At 67.7% G+C, this 14,691-nt stretch carries 15 protein-coding genes; 3 read left to right on the top strand and 12 right to left on the bottom strand.

Annotation, left to right across the window (positions count from 1 at the left end; translation table 11 throughout):
- Positions 1-99: 99 nt before the first annotated feature.
- The 5 genes from ppx to M9917_RS19170 all read right to left on the bottom strand — a co-directional run bounded on the left by ppx (position 100) and on the right by M9917_RS19170 (position 6,352).
- A complete protein-coding gene (gene ppx, locus M9917_RS19190) occupies positions 100-1,674 on the bottom strand; it encodes an exopolyphosphatase (protein WP_297256384.1) in 1,575 nt (524 codons plus the stop codon).
- On the bottom strand, positions 1,610-3,841 hold the full coding sequence (locus tag M9917_RS19185) for an RNA degradosome polyphosphate kinase (protein WP_297256382.1): 2,232 nt from the start codon (positions 3,839-3,841) through the stop codon (positions 1,610-1,612). The genes ppx and M9917_RS19185 overlap by 65 nt, the downstream gene beginning before the upstream one ends.
- A gap of 72 nt (positions 3,842-3,913) precedes the next feature.
- Positions 3,914-4,612 carry a P-loop NTPase family protein gene (locus M9917_RS19180; protein ID WP_297256380.1) on the bottom strand — a complete coding sequence of 233 codons (699 nt, stop codon included), beginning with the start codon at positions 4,610-4,612 and terminating at the stop codon, positions 3,914-3,916.
- Positions 4,613-4,621: 9 nt separating this feature from the next.
- Positions 4,622-5,731, bottom strand: coding sequence for an AI-2E family transporter (locus M9917_RS19175; RefSeq protein WP_297256378.1), 1,110 nt, complete (start codon positions 5,729-5,731; stop codon positions 4,622-4,624).
- Positions 5,732-5,821: 90 nt separating this feature from the next.
- Positions 5,822-6,352 (bottom strand): CDP-alcohol phosphatidyltransferase family protein, encoded by a 531-nt coding sequence (locus tag M9917_RS19170; RefSeq protein ID WP_297256376.1) that lies wholly within the window; start codon positions 6,350-6,352, stop codon positions 5,822-5,824.
- A gap of 155 nt (positions 6,353-6,507) precedes the next feature.
- Between M9917_RS19170 and purM the strand changes: the two genes are divergently transcribed.
- Both purM and purN read left to right on the top strand, forming a co-directional pair.
- The gene (purM, locus tag M9917_RS19165) at positions 6,508-7,581 is read left to right on the top strand and encodes a phosphoribosylformylglycinamidine cyclo-ligase (RefSeq protein WP_297257130.1); all 1,074 of its coding nucleotides are present in this window, start codon (positions 6,508-6,510) and stop codon (positions 7,579-7,581) included.
- 56 nt (positions 7,582-7,637) lie between these two features.
- Positions 7,638-8,201, top strand: a complete 564-nt coding sequence (purN, locus tag M9917_RS19160) for a phosphoribosylglycinamide formyltransferase (protein ID WP_297257129.1) — start codon at positions 7,638-7,640, stop codon at positions 8,199-8,201.
- Here the strand turns inward: purN and M9917_RS19155 are convergent.
- Both M9917_RS19155 and M9917_RS19150 read right to left on the bottom strand, forming a co-directional pair.
- Positions 8,129-8,905, bottom strand: coding sequence for a helix-turn-helix transcriptional regulator (locus tag M9917_RS19155; RefSeq protein WP_297256374.1), 777 nt, complete (start codon positions 8,903-8,905; stop codon positions 8,129-8,131). The two genes, purN and M9917_RS19155, sit on opposite strands and share 73 nt — an antisense overlap.
- Before the next feature lie 92 nt (positions 8,906-8,997).
- A complete protein-coding gene (locus tag M9917_RS19150; protein ID WP_297256372.1) occupies positions 8,998-9,345 on the bottom strand; it encodes a hypothetical protein in 348 nt (115 codons plus the stop codon).
- Between the two features lie 408 nt (positions 9,346-9,753).
- Here M9917_RS19150 and M9917_RS19145 point away from each other — a divergent pair, with 408 nt between their 5' ends.
- Positions 9,754-10,596, top strand: a complete 843-nt coding sequence (locus M9917_RS19145; protein WP_297256370.1) for a MipA/OmpV family protein — start codon at positions 9,754-9,756, stop codon at positions 10,594-10,596.
- A 65-nt stretch (positions 10,597-10,661) separates the two neighbouring features.
- Here M9917_RS19145 and ndk read toward each other — a convergent pair whose 3' ends face one another.
- The 5 genes from ndk to gatB form a co-directional block, all read right to left on the bottom strand.
- Positions 10,662-11,084, bottom strand: coding sequence for a nucleoside-diphosphate kinase (ndk, locus tag M9917_RS19140; protein WP_297256369.1), 423 nt, complete (start codon positions 11,082-11,084; stop codon positions 10,662-10,664).
- 85 nt (positions 11,085-11,169) lie between these two features.
- Positions 11,170-11,439, bottom strand: coding sequence for a hypothetical protein (locus M9917_RS19135; RefSeq protein ID WP_297256367.1), 270 nt, complete (start codon positions 11,437-11,439; stop codon positions 11,170-11,172).
- Between the two features lie 301 nt (positions 11,440-11,740).
- Entirely contained in the window at positions 11,741-12,448 is a 708-nt protein-coding gene (locus tag M9917_RS19130) for a glutathione S-transferase N-terminal domain-containing protein (RefSeq protein WP_297256365.1), read from the bottom strand.
- 42 nt (positions 12,449-12,490) lie between these two features.
- The gene (locus tag M9917_RS19125; RefSeq protein WP_297256363.1) at positions 12,491-12,997 is read right to left on the bottom strand and encodes a GNAT family N-acetyltransferase; all 507 of its coding nucleotides are present in this window, start codon (positions 12,995-12,997) and stop codon (positions 12,491-12,493) included.
- Between the two features lie 4 nt (positions 12,998-13,001).
- Positions 13,002-14,483 carry an Asp-tRNA(Asn)/Glu-tRNA(Gln) amidotransferase subunit GatB gene (gatB, locus tag M9917_RS19120; protein WP_297256361.1) on the bottom strand — a complete coding sequence of 494 codons (1,482 nt, stop codon included), beginning with the start codon at positions 14,481-14,483 and terminating at the stop codon, positions 13,002-13,004.
- Between the last annotated feature and the right edge of the window lie 208 nt (positions 14,484-14,691).

The raw sequence follows: 14,691 nt of genomic DNA, 5'->3' as shown, positions 1-14,691 counted from the left end.
CGATAGGCATGCGATTCTCGCAGGTAGCGCTAAAGTGGAGATTTCCGCGCCGGCTTTCAAGCGAGGCGTCCGGTTCATTCACCGCAGGCTCGCGCCGCCTTAGAGCCGGCCGATCTCGAAATCCCGCCCGAGCAGCTTTGCGAGCTGCTTCAGCCGGCCCTCGACACGCTCGCTCGCCAGCGCCGTCAGGTCCTCCGGCAGCCGCAGGACGAGGCGGTTGTCGACACAAGCCCCCGGAATGCGCGGCAGGATGCCCGTCATCCCGGCCGAGAGCAGATAGGCGACGCGGAAGATCGCGGCGATCAGCATCGCCTGCGCCAGCGCCGGCGCCGGCAGCAGGGTCCTCAGGCCGGCGGCGGCCGGCGAGCTCGCCTTCAGGCCGGCATAGCGGTGGAAGATCGCCAGCGCCAGGAAGGCCCGCCCGACATGGTCGATGCCGGTGAAATAGGCGTGGGCGATGACGTTCATGCTCTGCTCGCCGCGATAATCGGGATGGGCGCGCCAGCCGATGTCGGAGAGCAGGCAGACGGTCTCGATCATCCGGTCGGAGGGCTCGTTCCAGGGCGGGCCGGCGGTTTCGAGGATGGCCTTCGTCCAGGCGATCAGCTCGGCGGCATGGCGCGGATCGCGGGCGCGCAGCAGGTTGTAGTCGCGCGCCGCCTGGAGCAGCGGGTCGACCGCCTGCTCCTGCGGCGAAAGCTGTTCGTAGAGCAGGCCCTCGCGCACGCCTTGGGCCGAGATGATCACCTCACGCGGCTTGCCGCGCTTGATCAGCTCGTCGAGCACCAGCGCGCCATAGACCAGCAGCGGCCGGCGCGCCGAGGAGACGGCATCGATCGCATCGAGCACCGAGGCATCGGCCCGCTCGACCAGCTTGACGAAATCGGCGACGTCGCGGGTCGGCACGGCATAGCCGTGCATCACGTTCAGCGGATAGGCGCAGCGGCGCTGGTGGAGCGTCGCGAGCGCGCGCCAGGTGCCGCCGACAGCGTAGAAGTTGCGCCCCTTCATGGCGGCAAGCTGCGGCAGCTTGTCGAGCTCGTCCCTGACGATCTTCTCGGCCGCCTTGAGCGAACCCTTCGAGCGGTCGAGCAGGGCAAGGCCGCCGAGCGGGACGCTGGCGCCCTGCCCCGCCGCGCCGTCCCGGACCGAGATAAGCTCGAGGCTGCCGCCGCCGAGGTCGCCGACGACGCCATCGGGATCGTCGAAGCCGGAGATCACGCCGAGCGCGGAGAGCGCGGCCTCCCGCCCGCCCGAGATCAGCTCGATCGGCTGGCCGATCGCCGCCTCGGCGCGGGCGATGAAGTCCGGCCCGTTCTGCGCATAGCGTGTCGCGGCGGTGGCGATGACGCGGATTGCGCCGACATTGATCGCCTCGCAGAGGATGCGGAAGCGCACCAGCGCGTCGATCGCCTTGACGATGGCGTCGTCTGCGAGGCGCCCGGTCGAGGCGACCTGACGGCCGAGCCCCGCCATCTCCTTCTCGTTGAAAACCTGGGATGGAGCCCGCGCCAGCATCTCGTAGACGACGAGGCGCACCGAGTTCGAGCCGATATCGACGATGGCGATGGTATCGGAAAGCGCGAGCCGGCCGGGCGCATGCCTGAGCTCAGGCCTTGCGTCCCCCTCGGCGCGAGAGGGAGCGGGGACTCGAATTGGAGAGCGATTTTCCACGTCCGGACAGACTCGGGTTCGTCATGAAATATTTATGCGCGTTGAACGGCTCTTCGTTCGGCGCGGGCACAATGCGGCGCGAGCCGCCATCGGGCAATATCGTCCAGCTTTGCTCGTTGTCGAGCAGGTTCGCCAGCATGATCTGGTCGAGGAGCTGCTGGTGCACGGTCGGATTCAGGATCTGGGTCAGCGCCTCGACGCGCCGGTCGAGGTTGCGCGGCATCAGATCGGCCGAGGAGATGTAGATCTTGGCCCGGGCCGCCGGCAGGCCGTGGCCGGCGCCGAAGGCGTAGATCCGGGTATGCTCGAGGAAGCGGCCGATGATCGACTTGACGCGGATGTTCTCCGAGAGGCCCGGCACGCCCGGCCTCAGGCAGCAGATGCCGCGCACGACGAAATCGATCTCGACGCCGGCCGCGCTCGCGTCATAGAGCGCATCGATGATCTCGGGATCGACCAGCGCGTTGCACTTGCCCCAGATCGCGCCCTTGCGGCCGGCCTTCACATGGGCGATCTCGGCGGCGATATCGGCGAGCAGGCGCTGCTTCAGGCCGGTCGGCGAGATCGCCATGCGCTCGAGCCCGTCGGGCTCGGCATAGCCGGTGATGTAGTTGAAGATGCGCGCGACATCCTGCGCGATCACCGGATCGGCGGTGAAGAAGGAGACGTCGGTATAGATACGCGCCGTGATCGGGTGGTAGTTGCCGGTCGCGATATGGCAATAGCTGACGAGCTGGCCGGCCTCGCGGCGCACGACCAGTGACAGCTTGGCGTGTGTCTTGAGCTCGATGAAGCCGTAGACGACCTGGACGCCGGCGCGTTCCATCTCCTTGGCCCAGCGGATGTTGGCTTCCTCGTCGAAGCGGGCCTTCAGCTCGACCAGCGCGGTGACCGACTTGCCGGCCTCGGCCGCTTCCGTCAGCGCCTTGACGATCGGCGAGTTGGCGGAGGTGCGATAGAGCGTCTGCTTGATCGCGACGACGTTGGGGTCGCGTGCCGCCTGCTGCAGGAACTGCACGACGACGTCGAAGCTCTCATAGGGGTGGTGGACGAGCAGGTCCTTCTGGCGGATCGCGGCGAAGCAATCGCCGCCATGCTCGCGGATGCGCTCGGGGAAGCGGGCGTTGTAGGGCTTGAACTTCAGGTCCGGCCGGTCGACGCCGACGAGCTGCGAGAGCTCGTTCAGGCCGATCATGCCGTTGACTTCGACGACCTCGTCGCTGTCGACCCTGAGCTCGCGCACGATCAGCCGGCGCAGATGGCCGGGCATGCCGGTCGAGAGCTCGAGCCGGATCACGACGCCGAGCCGGCGCTGCTTCAGCATCGTCTCGAAGACGCGCACCAGATCCTCCGCCTCCTCCTCGATGTCGAGATCGGAGTCGCGGATGATGCGGAAGGAGCCGGCGCCCTTGACCTCGTAGCCGGGGAAGAGCTTGCCGATGTACAGCGAGACCGCGTCGTCGAGCGTGATGAAGCGGTGCAGCCCCTCGCGCGCCAGGTCGGGCAGCTCGATGAAGCGGTCGATCTTGGTCGGCACGCGGATCAGCGCGTCGAGCTGACGCCCGTCGCTCTTGCGCTCGAGCGCGAGCGCGACGGTGAAGCCGAGATTGGGGATGAAGGGGAAGGGATGGGCCGGGTCGATCGCCAGCGGCGTCAGCACCGGGAAGACGTAGTTGAGGAAATAATCCTCCAGCCAGACCCGGTCCTGCGCGCCGATATCGGCCGGCTGGAGCAGGTGGATGCGGTTCTCGTGCAGATCGTGGCGCAGCTGCGCCCAGCGCGCCTGCTGGTCGGCGGTCAGCGCCGCGACCGCCTCGCCGATGGCGACGAGCTGCTCGGCCTGGGTCAGCCCGTCCTGGCTGCGCGTGACCACGCCGGCCTTGAGCTGCTCGCGCAGGCCGGAGACGCGGACCATGAAGAACTCGTCGAGATTGTTCGCCGAGATCGAGAGGAAGCGGAGCTGTTCGAGCAGCGGGTGGCTGCGGTTCGAGGCCTCCTCCATGACGCGGCGGTTGAACTGGAGCCAGGAGAGCTCGCGGTTCATGAAGCGCTCCGGCTCATGGCGCAGCAGCGGTGCGTCGGCATCGCTCAAAGCCGTGTCGGGCGCAATCGTCACGATCTCGGTGGTCATACGCTTCGTCCGGGCTCTGGTCGCCGCCATGGTCATGCGCCGTGTTGAAGACACTCTAGCGTGACGGTTCGATGACAAGCGACAGGATTTAATCAGGATTGGCTGCGTTCAACCCGCCTCCTGCGGGAACAGTTCCGCCAGCGCCTCCTGCACCAGCGGGCGCGTCACCCGGCGGCCGCGTTCGAGCGCGAGCCGGTCGAGCCGGTCGACCACCAGCCGCGCGGCGGCGAAGGAGCGCTCCATCCTGAGCGCGAGGCTGTCGATCACCGCGACGTCGACCACGAGCTGCCGGTCGATGAAGAGCTTGACCAGGAGCGCCCGCAAGAGGCCGTCGTCCGGCGGCTCGATCGTCGCGGCGGGCGCCAGCCTGAGCCGCGACAGCAGGTCCGGCACGGTGAGCCCCCAGAGATCGGGCGGGCGCCGCGCCGTCAGCAAGAGGAAGCCGCCGCGCGCCTTCACCGCGTTCATCAGGTGGAACAGCGCCGCCTCGTCGAGCGCCCCCGCATCGCAATCCTCGACGACCAGCGCGCCGGCCGAGACCAGATGCGGCACCTGCCCCTCGCGCAGCTCGGCTGCGGGAAGCGTCCAGGCATGGGCGGCGCGCGCCCAGATCGCGGCGAGATGGGTCTTGCCGGCTCCCTCCGGCCCGGTCAGGCGCAGCCACGCCTCGGGCCATTGCGGCCAGCACTCGATCAGGCCGTAGGCCGCCTCGTTGGAGGCGCCGACCAGGAAATCCTCGACGCCGTGGCGGCTGTCGACCGGCAGGTCGAAGGCGAGCTGGCGCGGGCGCTGGGGAAGGTCTGACATGCGAGCGTTTCAGCTGTCGGCGTCGCCGCGCGCCTTCGCCGCCGCGGCGCGGGTGGCGTCGCCGCCATGGTAGAGGTTGCTGGCGAGGTACTGGTTGAGCGCGAAGCGGCAGAGCACGCCGATGATCGCCGCCAGCGGCACCGCGAGCAGCAGGCCGACGAAGCCGAACAGCGAGCCGAAGGCCAAAAGCGCGAACATCAGCCAGACCGGGTGCACGCCGATCGAATCGCCGACGAATTTCGGCTGGAAGATGTTCCCTTCCAGGAACTGCCCGACCAGGAAGACGCCAAGCGTCGCCACCGGCCAGGTCCAGTCCGGCCAGAACTGCACCGTCGCGACGCCGACCGAGAGCACGAGCCCGGTCAGCGAGCCGACATAGGGGATGAAGGAGAGGAAGCCAGAAATGATGCCGATCAGCGCGCCGAAATTGACGCCGATCAGGCTCAGGCCCACGGCATAGAAGCCGCCGAGCAGCACGCAGACCAGCGCCTGCCCGCGCAGGAAGCCGGCGATCGACAGGTCCATCTCGTGCAGCAGGGTACGGATGGTGTCGCGATGGTCGAGCGGCAGCCAGCTGTCGACGGTCGAGACCATCCGGTCCCAGTCGACCAGCAGGTAGAAGGCGATGACCGGCGTCAGCACCAGGAGCGAGAACACGCCGACGATCGCCGTGCCGCCGGTCCAGAGCGATTGCAGCAGGCCGCCGATCCATTTCACGCTGTCGCCGACGAGGTTGCCGAGCGAGTTCTGCGCCTCCTTGGTCAGGTCGGCGCCGCCGAGGCTTTCCAGCCAGGGCGCGCCCTTCTCCAGCACCAGCGCCTGGAGCTTGGCGGCGTCGCCCGGCAGCCTGGCGACGAGGCCGGCGAGCTGCTGGCCGAGCAGCGGCACCAGCAGCACCAGCGCCAGCACGAAGAGGAGCAGGAAGACGACGAGGATGACGATCGTCGCCGTGAGCCGGCTCATGCCGATGCGCTCGAGCCTGTCGGCCAGCGGATCGAGCAGATAGGCCAGCGCCAAGGCCGCGATGAAGGGCAGGAGCACGTCCCGCAGCACGACCAGGAACAGGATGAAGACGAGAAGGGAGCCGACCCAGAAGCCGATCTGGCGCTGCAACGTCATCAGGCGGCCTCTCTCGAATCTGCAACCGGCGGGACAGGACAGATGTGCATCGCGCCCCGCGCTTCCAAGCCGCCGCGACGCAAAAACCGCTCAATCCGCCATATGGCGCAGCCAGAGGGCGAGATAGGCCGTCATCGAGGCGAGCGTCAACAGAGCGACGAGGAATTCGCAGACCGTCGCCGCCAGGCCGGGCTCGACCCCGAAGGCCCGCGAGCCGAGCGCCAGCGCCGCAAAGCCGATCTGCGCCGCGGTGTTGAGCTTGCTGACGGCGATGGGCGCGATCGTCAGCGGCTTGTCGAGGAGCCAGGACAGGATCACCGCCGCCACGATCATCAGGTCGCGCGCGACGACGAGGACGACGAGCCAGGCCGGAATCGCGCCGACGACGGCGAGCGTGACGTAGATCGAGACGATCAGCGCCTTGTCGGCGACCGGATCGAGCCAGGCGCCGAGCTCGCTGCCCATGCCGCAGCGCCTGGCGAGGAAGCCGTCGAGCGCGTCCGACAGGCCCGCGACGACGAAGAGCACGAAGGCCGCCCGCCAGTTCGCGCCGACGATCATGACGATGACCAGCGGCACCAGGAAGAGCCGGCCGATGGTGATCAGGTTGGGGATCGTCATGGTACATTTTCGCTCATGGCGCGGCGGGATGCCAGCTGCACCTCGGCGATGAGGCGGGCCGGCCTGTGAGAAACCGGGAAAGCGTCCCCGGATGCCTTGCCAGCCGGCATCCGCTTGCCTATCGCTCGCGCGAGCAGAAGGAAGGCATGACCGCAATGAGCAAGCCCGGCGCGAACGGACTGACCTATGCGCAGGCGGGCGTCGACATCGACGCCGGCAACGCCATGGTCGACCAGATCAAGCCCCTGGTGCGCGCCACCCGCCGGCCGGGCGCCGATGCCGAGATCGGCGGCTTCGGCGGGCTGTTCGACCTCAAGGCCGCCGGCTTCAGCGATCCGATCCTGGTCGCCGCCAATGACGGTGTCGGCACCAAGGTCAAGATCGCGATCGAGAGCGGGCTGCATTCCACCATCGGCATCGACCTCGTCGCGATGTGCGTCAACGACCTCGTCGTGCAGGGCGCCGAGCCCCTGCTCTTCCTCGACTACTACGCCACCGGCAAGCTCGACCCCAAGGTCGGCGTCGAGATCGTGCGCGGCATCGCCGAGGGCTGCCGTCAGGCTGGCTGCGCGCTGATCGGCGGCGAGACCGCAGAGATGCCCGGACTATACGCCGAGAAGGATTACGACCTCGCCGGCTTCGCCGTCGGCGCCGCCGAGCGCGGCACGCTCTTGCCGCGCGCGGATCTGAAGCCCGGCGACGTCATCATCGGCCTGCCATCCTCCGGCGTTCATTCCAACGGCTATTCGCTGGTGCGCCGCATCGTGCAACTCAGCGGGCTCGGCTGGGATGCGCCCGCCCCCTTCGCGCCGGGCGAGACGATGGCGCAGGCGCTGCTCACGCCGACGCGGATCTATGTGAAGCCGCTGCTCGCCGCGCTGAAGGCGACCGACGGGATCAAGGCGCTGGCGCATATCACCGGCGGCGGCTTCCCCGACAACATCCCGCGCGTGCTGCCGGACGGGCTCGGCGTCGCGCTCGATCTCGCCGCCATCCCTGCGCCGCCCGTCTTCGGCTGGCTCGCCCAGGTCGGCGGCGTCGCCGAGCGCGAGATGCTGCGCACCTTCAACTGCGGCATCGGCATGATCGTGGCGGCCGAGGCCGGCAAGGCGGACGACGTCCTCGCCGCGCTGAAGGCCGCCGGCGAGGCGCCGGTCAGGCTCGGCGAGGTGGTGCCGGTCGCCGCCGGCGCGGAGCCTGTCGGCTATCGCGGCAAGCTCGCACTGTGAGCGGTACCGCTGCCCGCAAGCGCGTCGGGGTGCTGATCTCCGGGCGCGGCTCCAACATGGTCTCGCTGGCGCAGGCGGCCGAGGCGCCGGATTATCCGGCTAAGATCGCGCTGGTTATCTCCAACATTCCCGATGTCGCCGGGCTTGAGCGGGCGCGCGCGTTCGGCATCGCCACGGCGACGGTAGACCACCGCCCCTTCGGCAAGGACCGCGAGGCCTTCGAGCGCGCTGTCGATGAGCTGCTGCGGGTCAACCAGATCGAGCTCATCGTGCTCGCCGGCTTCATGCGCATCCTGACGCCCTGGTTCGTCAAGCGCTGGGAGGGGCGGATGATCAACATCCATCCCTCGCTGCTGCCGCTGTTCAAGGGCACGCATACGCACCGGCAGGCGCTGGAAGCCGGTGTCACCGAACATGGCTGCTCGGTGCATTTCGTCGTGCCGGAGCTCGATGCCGGGCCGGTGATCCTGCAAGCGAAGGTGCCGGTTAAGCCCGGCGACGACGAGGAGACGCTCGCCGCGCGCGTCCTCGTCGAGGAGCACAGGCTCTATCCGGCGGCGCTGGCGGAGGTCGCCTCCGGCCGATCGAGGCTCGAAGCCGGCGCCGTCGTCCGCGGCTGAGGAGCCAAAGCCGCCTCCTCTTTCGCGCGCTCCTCCTTCTGCCAGCGGCGGAAGAGATCGGCGCGGCGGGCGGGATAGCGCTGCTCCAGCGAAACGAGACCGGTGATGCGGTCGGTGCGGAAATGGCGGAAAGCCTGCCGGAGCTCGCACCAGGCGACGACGATGCGCACACGGTCGTAGAAGGTCATGCCGATCGGCCAGATCATGCGCTGCGTCGCCTGGCCGCTCTCGTCGCTGTAGCGGATCGAGAGCTTGCAGCCGTTGCGGATGGCGGCGCGCACGGCGGCGACATCGACCTGGTCGGCCGGCACGTCGCCGGGATGGGCGGCGGCAAACAGCGCCCCGTCGAGCAGGATCGGCTTGAGATGCGGCGGCAGCACCGCCGCGACCTTGCTGACGACGTCCTCGGCGGCGCGCGCCAGCGCCGGGTCCGCCCGCTCGGCGAGCCAGCGCATGCCGACCAGCACGGCCTCGATCTCGTCGGGCGAGAGCATCAGCGGCGGCAGGTCGAAGCCGGCGTCGAGCACATAGCCGATGCCGGCCTCGCCGCGCACCGGCACGCCCTGGCGCACCAGCGCGCCGATGTCGCGATAGACCGTGCGCACGGAGACATCGAGTTCGCCGGCCAGCGTCTCGGCGGTCACGGGGCGCCTGCGGCGACGCAGGCTCTGGATCATGTCGAGCAATCGTTCGGCGCGCTGCACGGCCTCAGTCTCCCACTCCCTTCAGGCCAAGACAGGATGACCCGTCCAGCTGACAGCTTATGTCAGCAGCTTGGCAGGAGTGAGGCGCTTGTTCAGAACGGGCGCTTCAGCTTGCACTGATCGATGAACTGGAGGCCCTTCTGGCGCGCCGAATCGTTGAAATAGCCGGTGTCGCGGAAAGCCTGGATCTCGTCCTTGGTCATCGCGTTGACCGTGCCCTTGGCGTAGCAGCTGCAGGCGGAATGGACCGCCTCGCGCGTCGTGCCCATGAGCTGCGACTGCGTGACCAGGCAGGCGTCGAAGGCGCGCAGCTGGATCCTGTAGGGGCTCAGGTTCTTCGCCGTCGGGTCGGGCGGGGGCAAGGGAGCCGAACCGCTTGCGGCATAGGCCGAAACGCTCGCCAGAATCGACAGTCCACCGGCCAGAACGACCGCACTCATCCGCCGCATCTTCATGATCCGCCTGTCCTTCGAGAACCGGGCGCATCGCAGACCACGATGCCAAGCCCCGTGTCCCGGCATGGCCATAGAGCGCCGCGAGGTCAAGAGGCTGCGCGGCGAGGTGCCGATTCCGAGGCGCGATCCTAGTCGATCTCAGGCGCGCGCTCGGCGAGCTCGAGGAAAACCGCCACACAGAGCAACCAGAGGATCGCCAGTTCCATGATCGCCGCCCGCGCGCTCCATGGCCGGCAATGTCCGGCCTTCCGGACCATCCTCGCCCGCATCGATTAACGGGCGGTTTCGGGCAGCGCGCTAAGGAAATGGGAACCTTAACCACCCGTTAAACCTCATTCTCCAGATTGCGGGCATCATCTGTCCCAAGACGCCGTCGCGTCGGAGTTCTGGATCATGCGTTGCGTTGCGTATCTGGCCGGTCTTGCGGCCTGCCTTGCCCTGTCGCTGCCCGGCCAAGCCCAGGCCCAGTCCAGCGACTACTCGACCCTCACCTCCCCGCAATCTGCGCAGAACTGGTATCTCACGCTCGGCGCCGGCGTCCGTTACCAGCCCGATTACGCCGGCTCGGACGACTACGTCTTCCGCGCCCGTCCGATCATATCGCTGGGCAGGGGCCTGAAGAGCACCTGGTGGAGCGCCGAGGATGACGCGATGCTCTCGATCGGCGTGTTCTCCGGCCAGGGCTGGCGCATCGGCTTCTCCGGCGACCTGCTCTGGAAGCGCAGCGCCAAGGTCAATCCGGCCCTCGTCGCGGTGCCGTCGACCAAGTTCGGGGCCGAGGCCGGCGTCTTCGCCGAGTTCTATCCGACATCCTGGCTGCGCGGGCGCGTCGATCTGCGCCGCGGCATCGTCGCGCATGACGGCGTCGTCGCCGATCTCAAGCTCGACGCCTTCTCGACGGTCGGCCAGTGGACGCTCGGCGTCGGCCCGCGCATGCGGATCACCTCGGCCGACTATATCCGGACCTATTTCGGCACCTACGGCGCCATGCCCGGCACGGGCGGCCTGCTGCAACGCTACAATGCCGGCGTCCATACGGTCGGCGCGCTCGCCCAGGTGACCTATCACTGGTCCGAGCAGCTCAAGACCACGGCCTATGTCGAGTACAAGCGCCTCGTCGGCGACGCCACGCGCTCCCCGATCGTCAGGCCGTTCGGCTCGCGCGATTCGATTACGATCGGGCTCTCGGCGAGCTATTCCTTCGACACCGGAACGAGCTACTCCTTCGGGCTCTGATCCCGCATGAAAAAGGCGGGCCGGAAACCGGCCCGCCTTTTTCGTTTTCACGAAGCGGCTTGCGCTCAGCCGACGATCTCGTTGCCCGAGAAGAACTGGGCGATCTCGATCGCGGCGGTCTCCGGCGCGTCCGAGCCATGCACGGTGTTCTCGCCGACCGACTGGGCGAAGAGCTTGCGCACCGTGCCCTCGGCGGCGTTGGCCGGGTTGGTCGCGCCCATCACCTCACGATACTTAGCGATGGCGTCCTCGCCCTCCAGCACCTGCACGACGACCGGGCCGGAGATCATGAACGCGACGAGCTCGCCGAAGAACGGGCGCTCCTTGTGGACGGCGTAGAAGGTCTGCGCCTGCTCCTGCGTCATCCGGATGCGCTTCTGCGCGACGATGCTGAGGCCGGCCTTCTCGATGACCGCGTTGACCGCGCCGGTGAGATTGCGCTTCGTCGCGTCGGGCTTGAGAATGGAGAAGGTGCGCTGGACAGCCATCGATCGATCCTTGGAAGGGTACTGATAAAGGGAAATGCGGCGCGCTTATAGCCGCCGCCTCCCCGACCCACAAGGCGCTCCGTTCTCAGTGCCGCGTCAGGAAAGCGCGGGCCTCGCGCAGCGCGGCCGCGATCTCGTCGCGGTTCATCTCCAGCGCCAGCTCCCTGCGATGCTCCGCCGCCCGGGCGGAGCCGCGGGCGAAGGCGACGTTGAACCACATCTGCGCCTTGACCAGGTCGACGGCTCCCGCCCGCCCCGAAGCGTGCATCAGCCCGAGCTCGCAATAGGCTTCCGCCGAAACCTCCGCCGGGATCACCAGCGAAGCAGGAACCGCGCTCATCTCCATGCGTGCCATGACAGCCTCTCCTTGCACCGTCTTGTCGTTGTGCCGTCCGCCCGTCCAAAGGCCCCGGCTGATGAGTGCGAGAGTGGGCCCGATCCTTAAAATGCGTCCTAAATTTCGAGATGAATCGAACCTCAACGAAACGTCATCACCCGGTTAAAGCAACCGGGGATTCACCTTCGAATTACGAAAAAGGAAGCGATCTCAACGCATTGCCGAATCGCCCTCACAAGGGATGTTGAGAATGGATTCACCTTGCGTCACGGAAGCGGCACGGATCTGCGCCCGTGCCGCGCGGGATTGCGGCCGGCCCTCAGCGCGCCTTCTGGCCGAAGAGGATCGCCTTTTCCTCCGGGGTCCTGATGCCGGCCGGGTCGCGCAGCGCGGCGCCGACCTCGAGGCCGCGCCGCACGGCCGGCCGCGCCTGCATCGTCTCCAGCCAGCGGCCGACATGCGGGAACTGCGCGATGTCCTGCCCCTGCCGCTCCCAGCCGCGCGCCCAGCCGATGCAGGCCATGTCGGCGATGGAATAGTCGCCGCAGATATAGTCGCGGCCCTCGAGGCGCCGGTTCAGCACGCCGTAGAGCCGGTTCGCCTCGTTGGTGTAGCGCTCGATCGCGTAGGGCACGGGCTCGGGCGCGTAGAGGCGGAAATGATGGGTCTGGCCGAGCATCGGCCCGAATCCGGCCATCTGCCAGAACAGCCATTCATCGACGGCGACGCGGGCGCGCTCCTCCGCCGGATAGAATTTCCCGGTCTTGCGGCCGAGATATTGCAGGATGGCGCCGGATTCGAAGACCGAGATCGGCTTGCCGCCCGGCCCGTCGGGATCGACGATCGCCGGCATGCGGTTGTTCGGGGCGATGGCGAGGAAATCCGGCTTGAACTGCTCGCCCTTGCCGATGTTCACCGGCACGATGGCATAGGGCAGCCCGCACTCCTCGAGCATGATGGTGATCTTGAAGCCATTCGGCGTCGGCCAGTAATACAGGTCGATCGGCTTGGCGGGGACTTGCGACATGGTTCGCTTCCTTTCAGGTGGGCGGGAAGAGGCGATGGCGGCTCACGCCAGGAAAAGGCGCCTGGCCATCAGCAGCGTGTTGGGCGTGTCGTCGCGCCCGTCGAAGCGGGCCTGCCGCTGCAGGAAGAAGCCCATGCGCTCGTAGAAGGCGATGGCCGGCTCGTTCTGGCTCTCGACCTCGAGCCGCGCCACCGACGCCTCGGGGAAGCAGGCCAGCGCGACCTGGAGCAAGGTGCGCCCGATGCCGACGCCCTGCCTTGCCGGCAGGACATAAAGCCGCGTCAGCAGCGCCGCGCCGTCGCGCTCGCGCCTTGCGGAAGCGGTCGCGACGATCTCGGCACCGACCAGCGCGACGAGGAAGACGCCCTCGTCGCGGCCGAGCTGGGCGCGCAAGCTATCCAGCGAGTGCCAGGCATTGGTGATCTCGGCGACGCGCCGCCAGCCATAGATGCCGTCATAGGTCGCATGCCAGGTCTCGACGAGCAGCGCCCTGACCGCCGGCAGATCGGCGGCCTCGGCGTCGCGGATGACGAGATCGGCGGGGGTCACATGATCACTCGATTCCGAGCTTCTTCTTCAGGATCTCGTTCAGCGCCTGCGGATTGGCCTTGCCGCCGGACGCCTTCATCGCCTGGCCGACGAACCAGCCGAGCATGGTGGGCTTCGCCTTGACCTGCTCGACCTTGTCGGGATTGGCCGCGATAATCTCGTCGACCGCCTTCTCGATGGCGCCGGTATCGGTGACCTGCTTCATGCCGCGGGCCTCGACGATCGCGCGCGGGTCGCCGCCTTCGGTCCAGAGGATCTCGAACAGGTCCTTGGCGATCTTGCCGGAGATGACGTTCTCGCCGATCAGGTCGACGAGCCCGCCGAGCTGCGCGGCCGAGACCGGCGAGGCGGCGATGTCCTTGCCTTCCTTGTTGAGGCGGCCGAACAGCTCGTTGATCACCCAGTTGGCGGCGGCCTTGCCGTCGCGGCCCTTGGCGACCGCCTCGAAGTAATCGGCCTGCTCGCGCTCGGCGACCAGGACCGAGGCGTCATAGGGCGAAAGCCCGTATTCGGCGATGAAGCGGGCCTTCTTGGCGTCCGGCAATTCCGGCAGCGCGCCCTTCAAGGTCTCGACGAAGGCGTCGTCGAATTCGAGCGGCAGCAGGTCCGGATCGGGGAAGTAGCGGTAGTCGTGCGCCTCTTCCTTCGAGCGCATCGAGCGGGTCTCGCCCTTGCCGGGATCGTAGAGGCGCGTCTCCTGGTCGATCGTGCCGCCATCCTCGATGATGCCGATCTGGCGGCGCGCCTCGGTCTCGACCGCCTGGCCGATGAAGCGGATCGAGTTGACGTTCTTGATCTCGCAGCGCGTGCCGAAGGGCTCGCCCGGCCGGCGCACCGAGACGTTGACGTCGGCGCGCAGGTTGCCCTTCTCCATGTCGCCGTCGCAGGTGCCGAGATAGCGCAGGATGGTGCGCAGCTTCGAGACGTAGGCCTTCGCCTCCTCGGCCGAGCGCAGGTCCGGCCGGGAGACGATCTCCATCAGCGCGACCCCCGAGCGGTTGAGATCGACGAAGCTCATCGTCGGATGCTGGTCGTGGATCGACTTGCCGGCATCCTGCTCGAGATGCAGCCGCTCGATGCCGACGGTGATCTGCTCGGTCGGGGTCAGATCGACGACGATCTCGCCCTCGCCGACGATCGGGCTCTTGTACTGGCTGATCTGGTAGCCCTGCGGCAGGTCCGGATAGAAATAGTTCTTGCGGTCGAAGACCGAGCGCTTGTTGATCTCGGCATTGAGGCCAAGCCCGGTGCGCACCGCCTGCCGGACGCATTCGGCGTTGATCACCGGCAGCATGCCGGGCATGGCGGCGTCGACGAGGCTGACATGGGCGTTCGGCTCGGCGCCGAAGCCGGTCGCGGCGCCGGAGAACAGCTTGGCATTGGAGGTGACCTGGGCATGGATCTCCATGCCGATCACGACTTCCCAGTCGCCGGTCGCGCCCTTGATCAGCTTCTTCGGGTCGGCGGGGCGGGCATGCGCGTTCATCTGGTCTCTTCCGGCTGACATCATCGCCTACGCGTTACGATGTCGAAAGGCGGGCGGCAAGAGCGGCACGCCGCACCCCGCGCGCCGTGAAGCCGTTGCACTCCTGCAACCGGCTGACGGGAAGAGCAGGATAGTGCCGCCGGAGATAGCCTCTGACGAGTGATGGAACTTGACATTCGTCACTTCCCGTCTCTTCTAGCACGATATG

Origin of the sequence: Bosea sp. (in: a-proteobacteria) (genome assembly GCF_023953965.1) — a bacterium.
GTDB lineage: Bacteria > Pseudomonadota > Alphaproteobacteria > Rhizobiales > Beijerinckiaceae > Allobosea.
Note: the sequence above shows the minus strand (reverse complement) of the source record. Positions and strands in the feature narration are given on the sequence as shown.

Excerpts from the sequence above, each read along its gene's own strand:
- M9917_RS19175 (WP_297256378.1), bottom strand. The coding sequence starts at position 5,731 with ATGACGTTGCAGCGCCAGATCGGCTTCTGGGTCGGCTCCCTTCTCGTC.
- M9917_RS19145 (WP_297256370.1), top strand. The coding sequence starts at position 9,754 with ATGCGTTGCGTTGCGTATCTGGCCGGTCTTGCGGCCTGCCTTGCCCTG.
- gatB (WP_297256361.1), bottom strand. The coding sequence starts at position 14,483 with ATGAACGCGCATGCCCGCCCCGCCGACCCGAAGAAGCTGATCAAGGGC.
- M9917_RS19130 (WP_297256365.1), bottom strand. The coding sequence starts at position 12,448 with ATGTCGCAAGTCCCCGCCAAGCCGATCGACCTGTATTACTGGCCGACG.
- M9917_RS19180 (WP_297256380.1), bottom strand. The coding sequence starts at position 4,612 with ATGTCAGACCTTCCCCAGCGCCCGCGCCAGCTCGCCTTCGACCTGCCG.
- M9917_RS19185 (WP_297256382.1), bottom strand. The coding sequence starts at position 3,841 with ATGACCATGGCGGCGACCAGAGCCCGGACGAAGCGTATGACCACCGAG.
- M9917_RS19135 (WP_297256367.1), bottom strand. The coding sequence starts at position 11,439 with ATGGCACGCATGGAGATGAGCGCGGTTCCTGCTTCGCTGGTGATCCCG.
- purM (WP_297257130.1), top strand. The coding sequence starts at position 6,508 with ATGAGCAAGCCCGGCGCGAACGGACTGACCTATGCGCAGGCGGGCGTC.
- purN (WP_297257129.1), top strand. The coding sequence starts at position 7,638 with ATGGTCTCGCTGGCGCAGGCGGCCGAGGCGCCGGATTATCCGGCTAAG.
- ndk (WP_297256369.1), bottom strand. The coding sequence starts at position 11,084 with ATGGCTGTCCAGCGCACCTTCTCCATTCTCAAGCCCGACGCGACGAAG.
- M9917_RS19170 (WP_297256376.1), bottom strand. The coding sequence starts at position 6,352 with ATGACGATCCCCAACCTGATCACCATCGGCCGGCTCTTCCTGGTGCCG.
- M9917_RS19150 (WP_297256372.1), bottom strand. The coding sequence starts at position 9,345 with ATGAGTGCGGTCGTTCTGGCCGGTGGACTGTCGATTCTGGCGAGCGTT.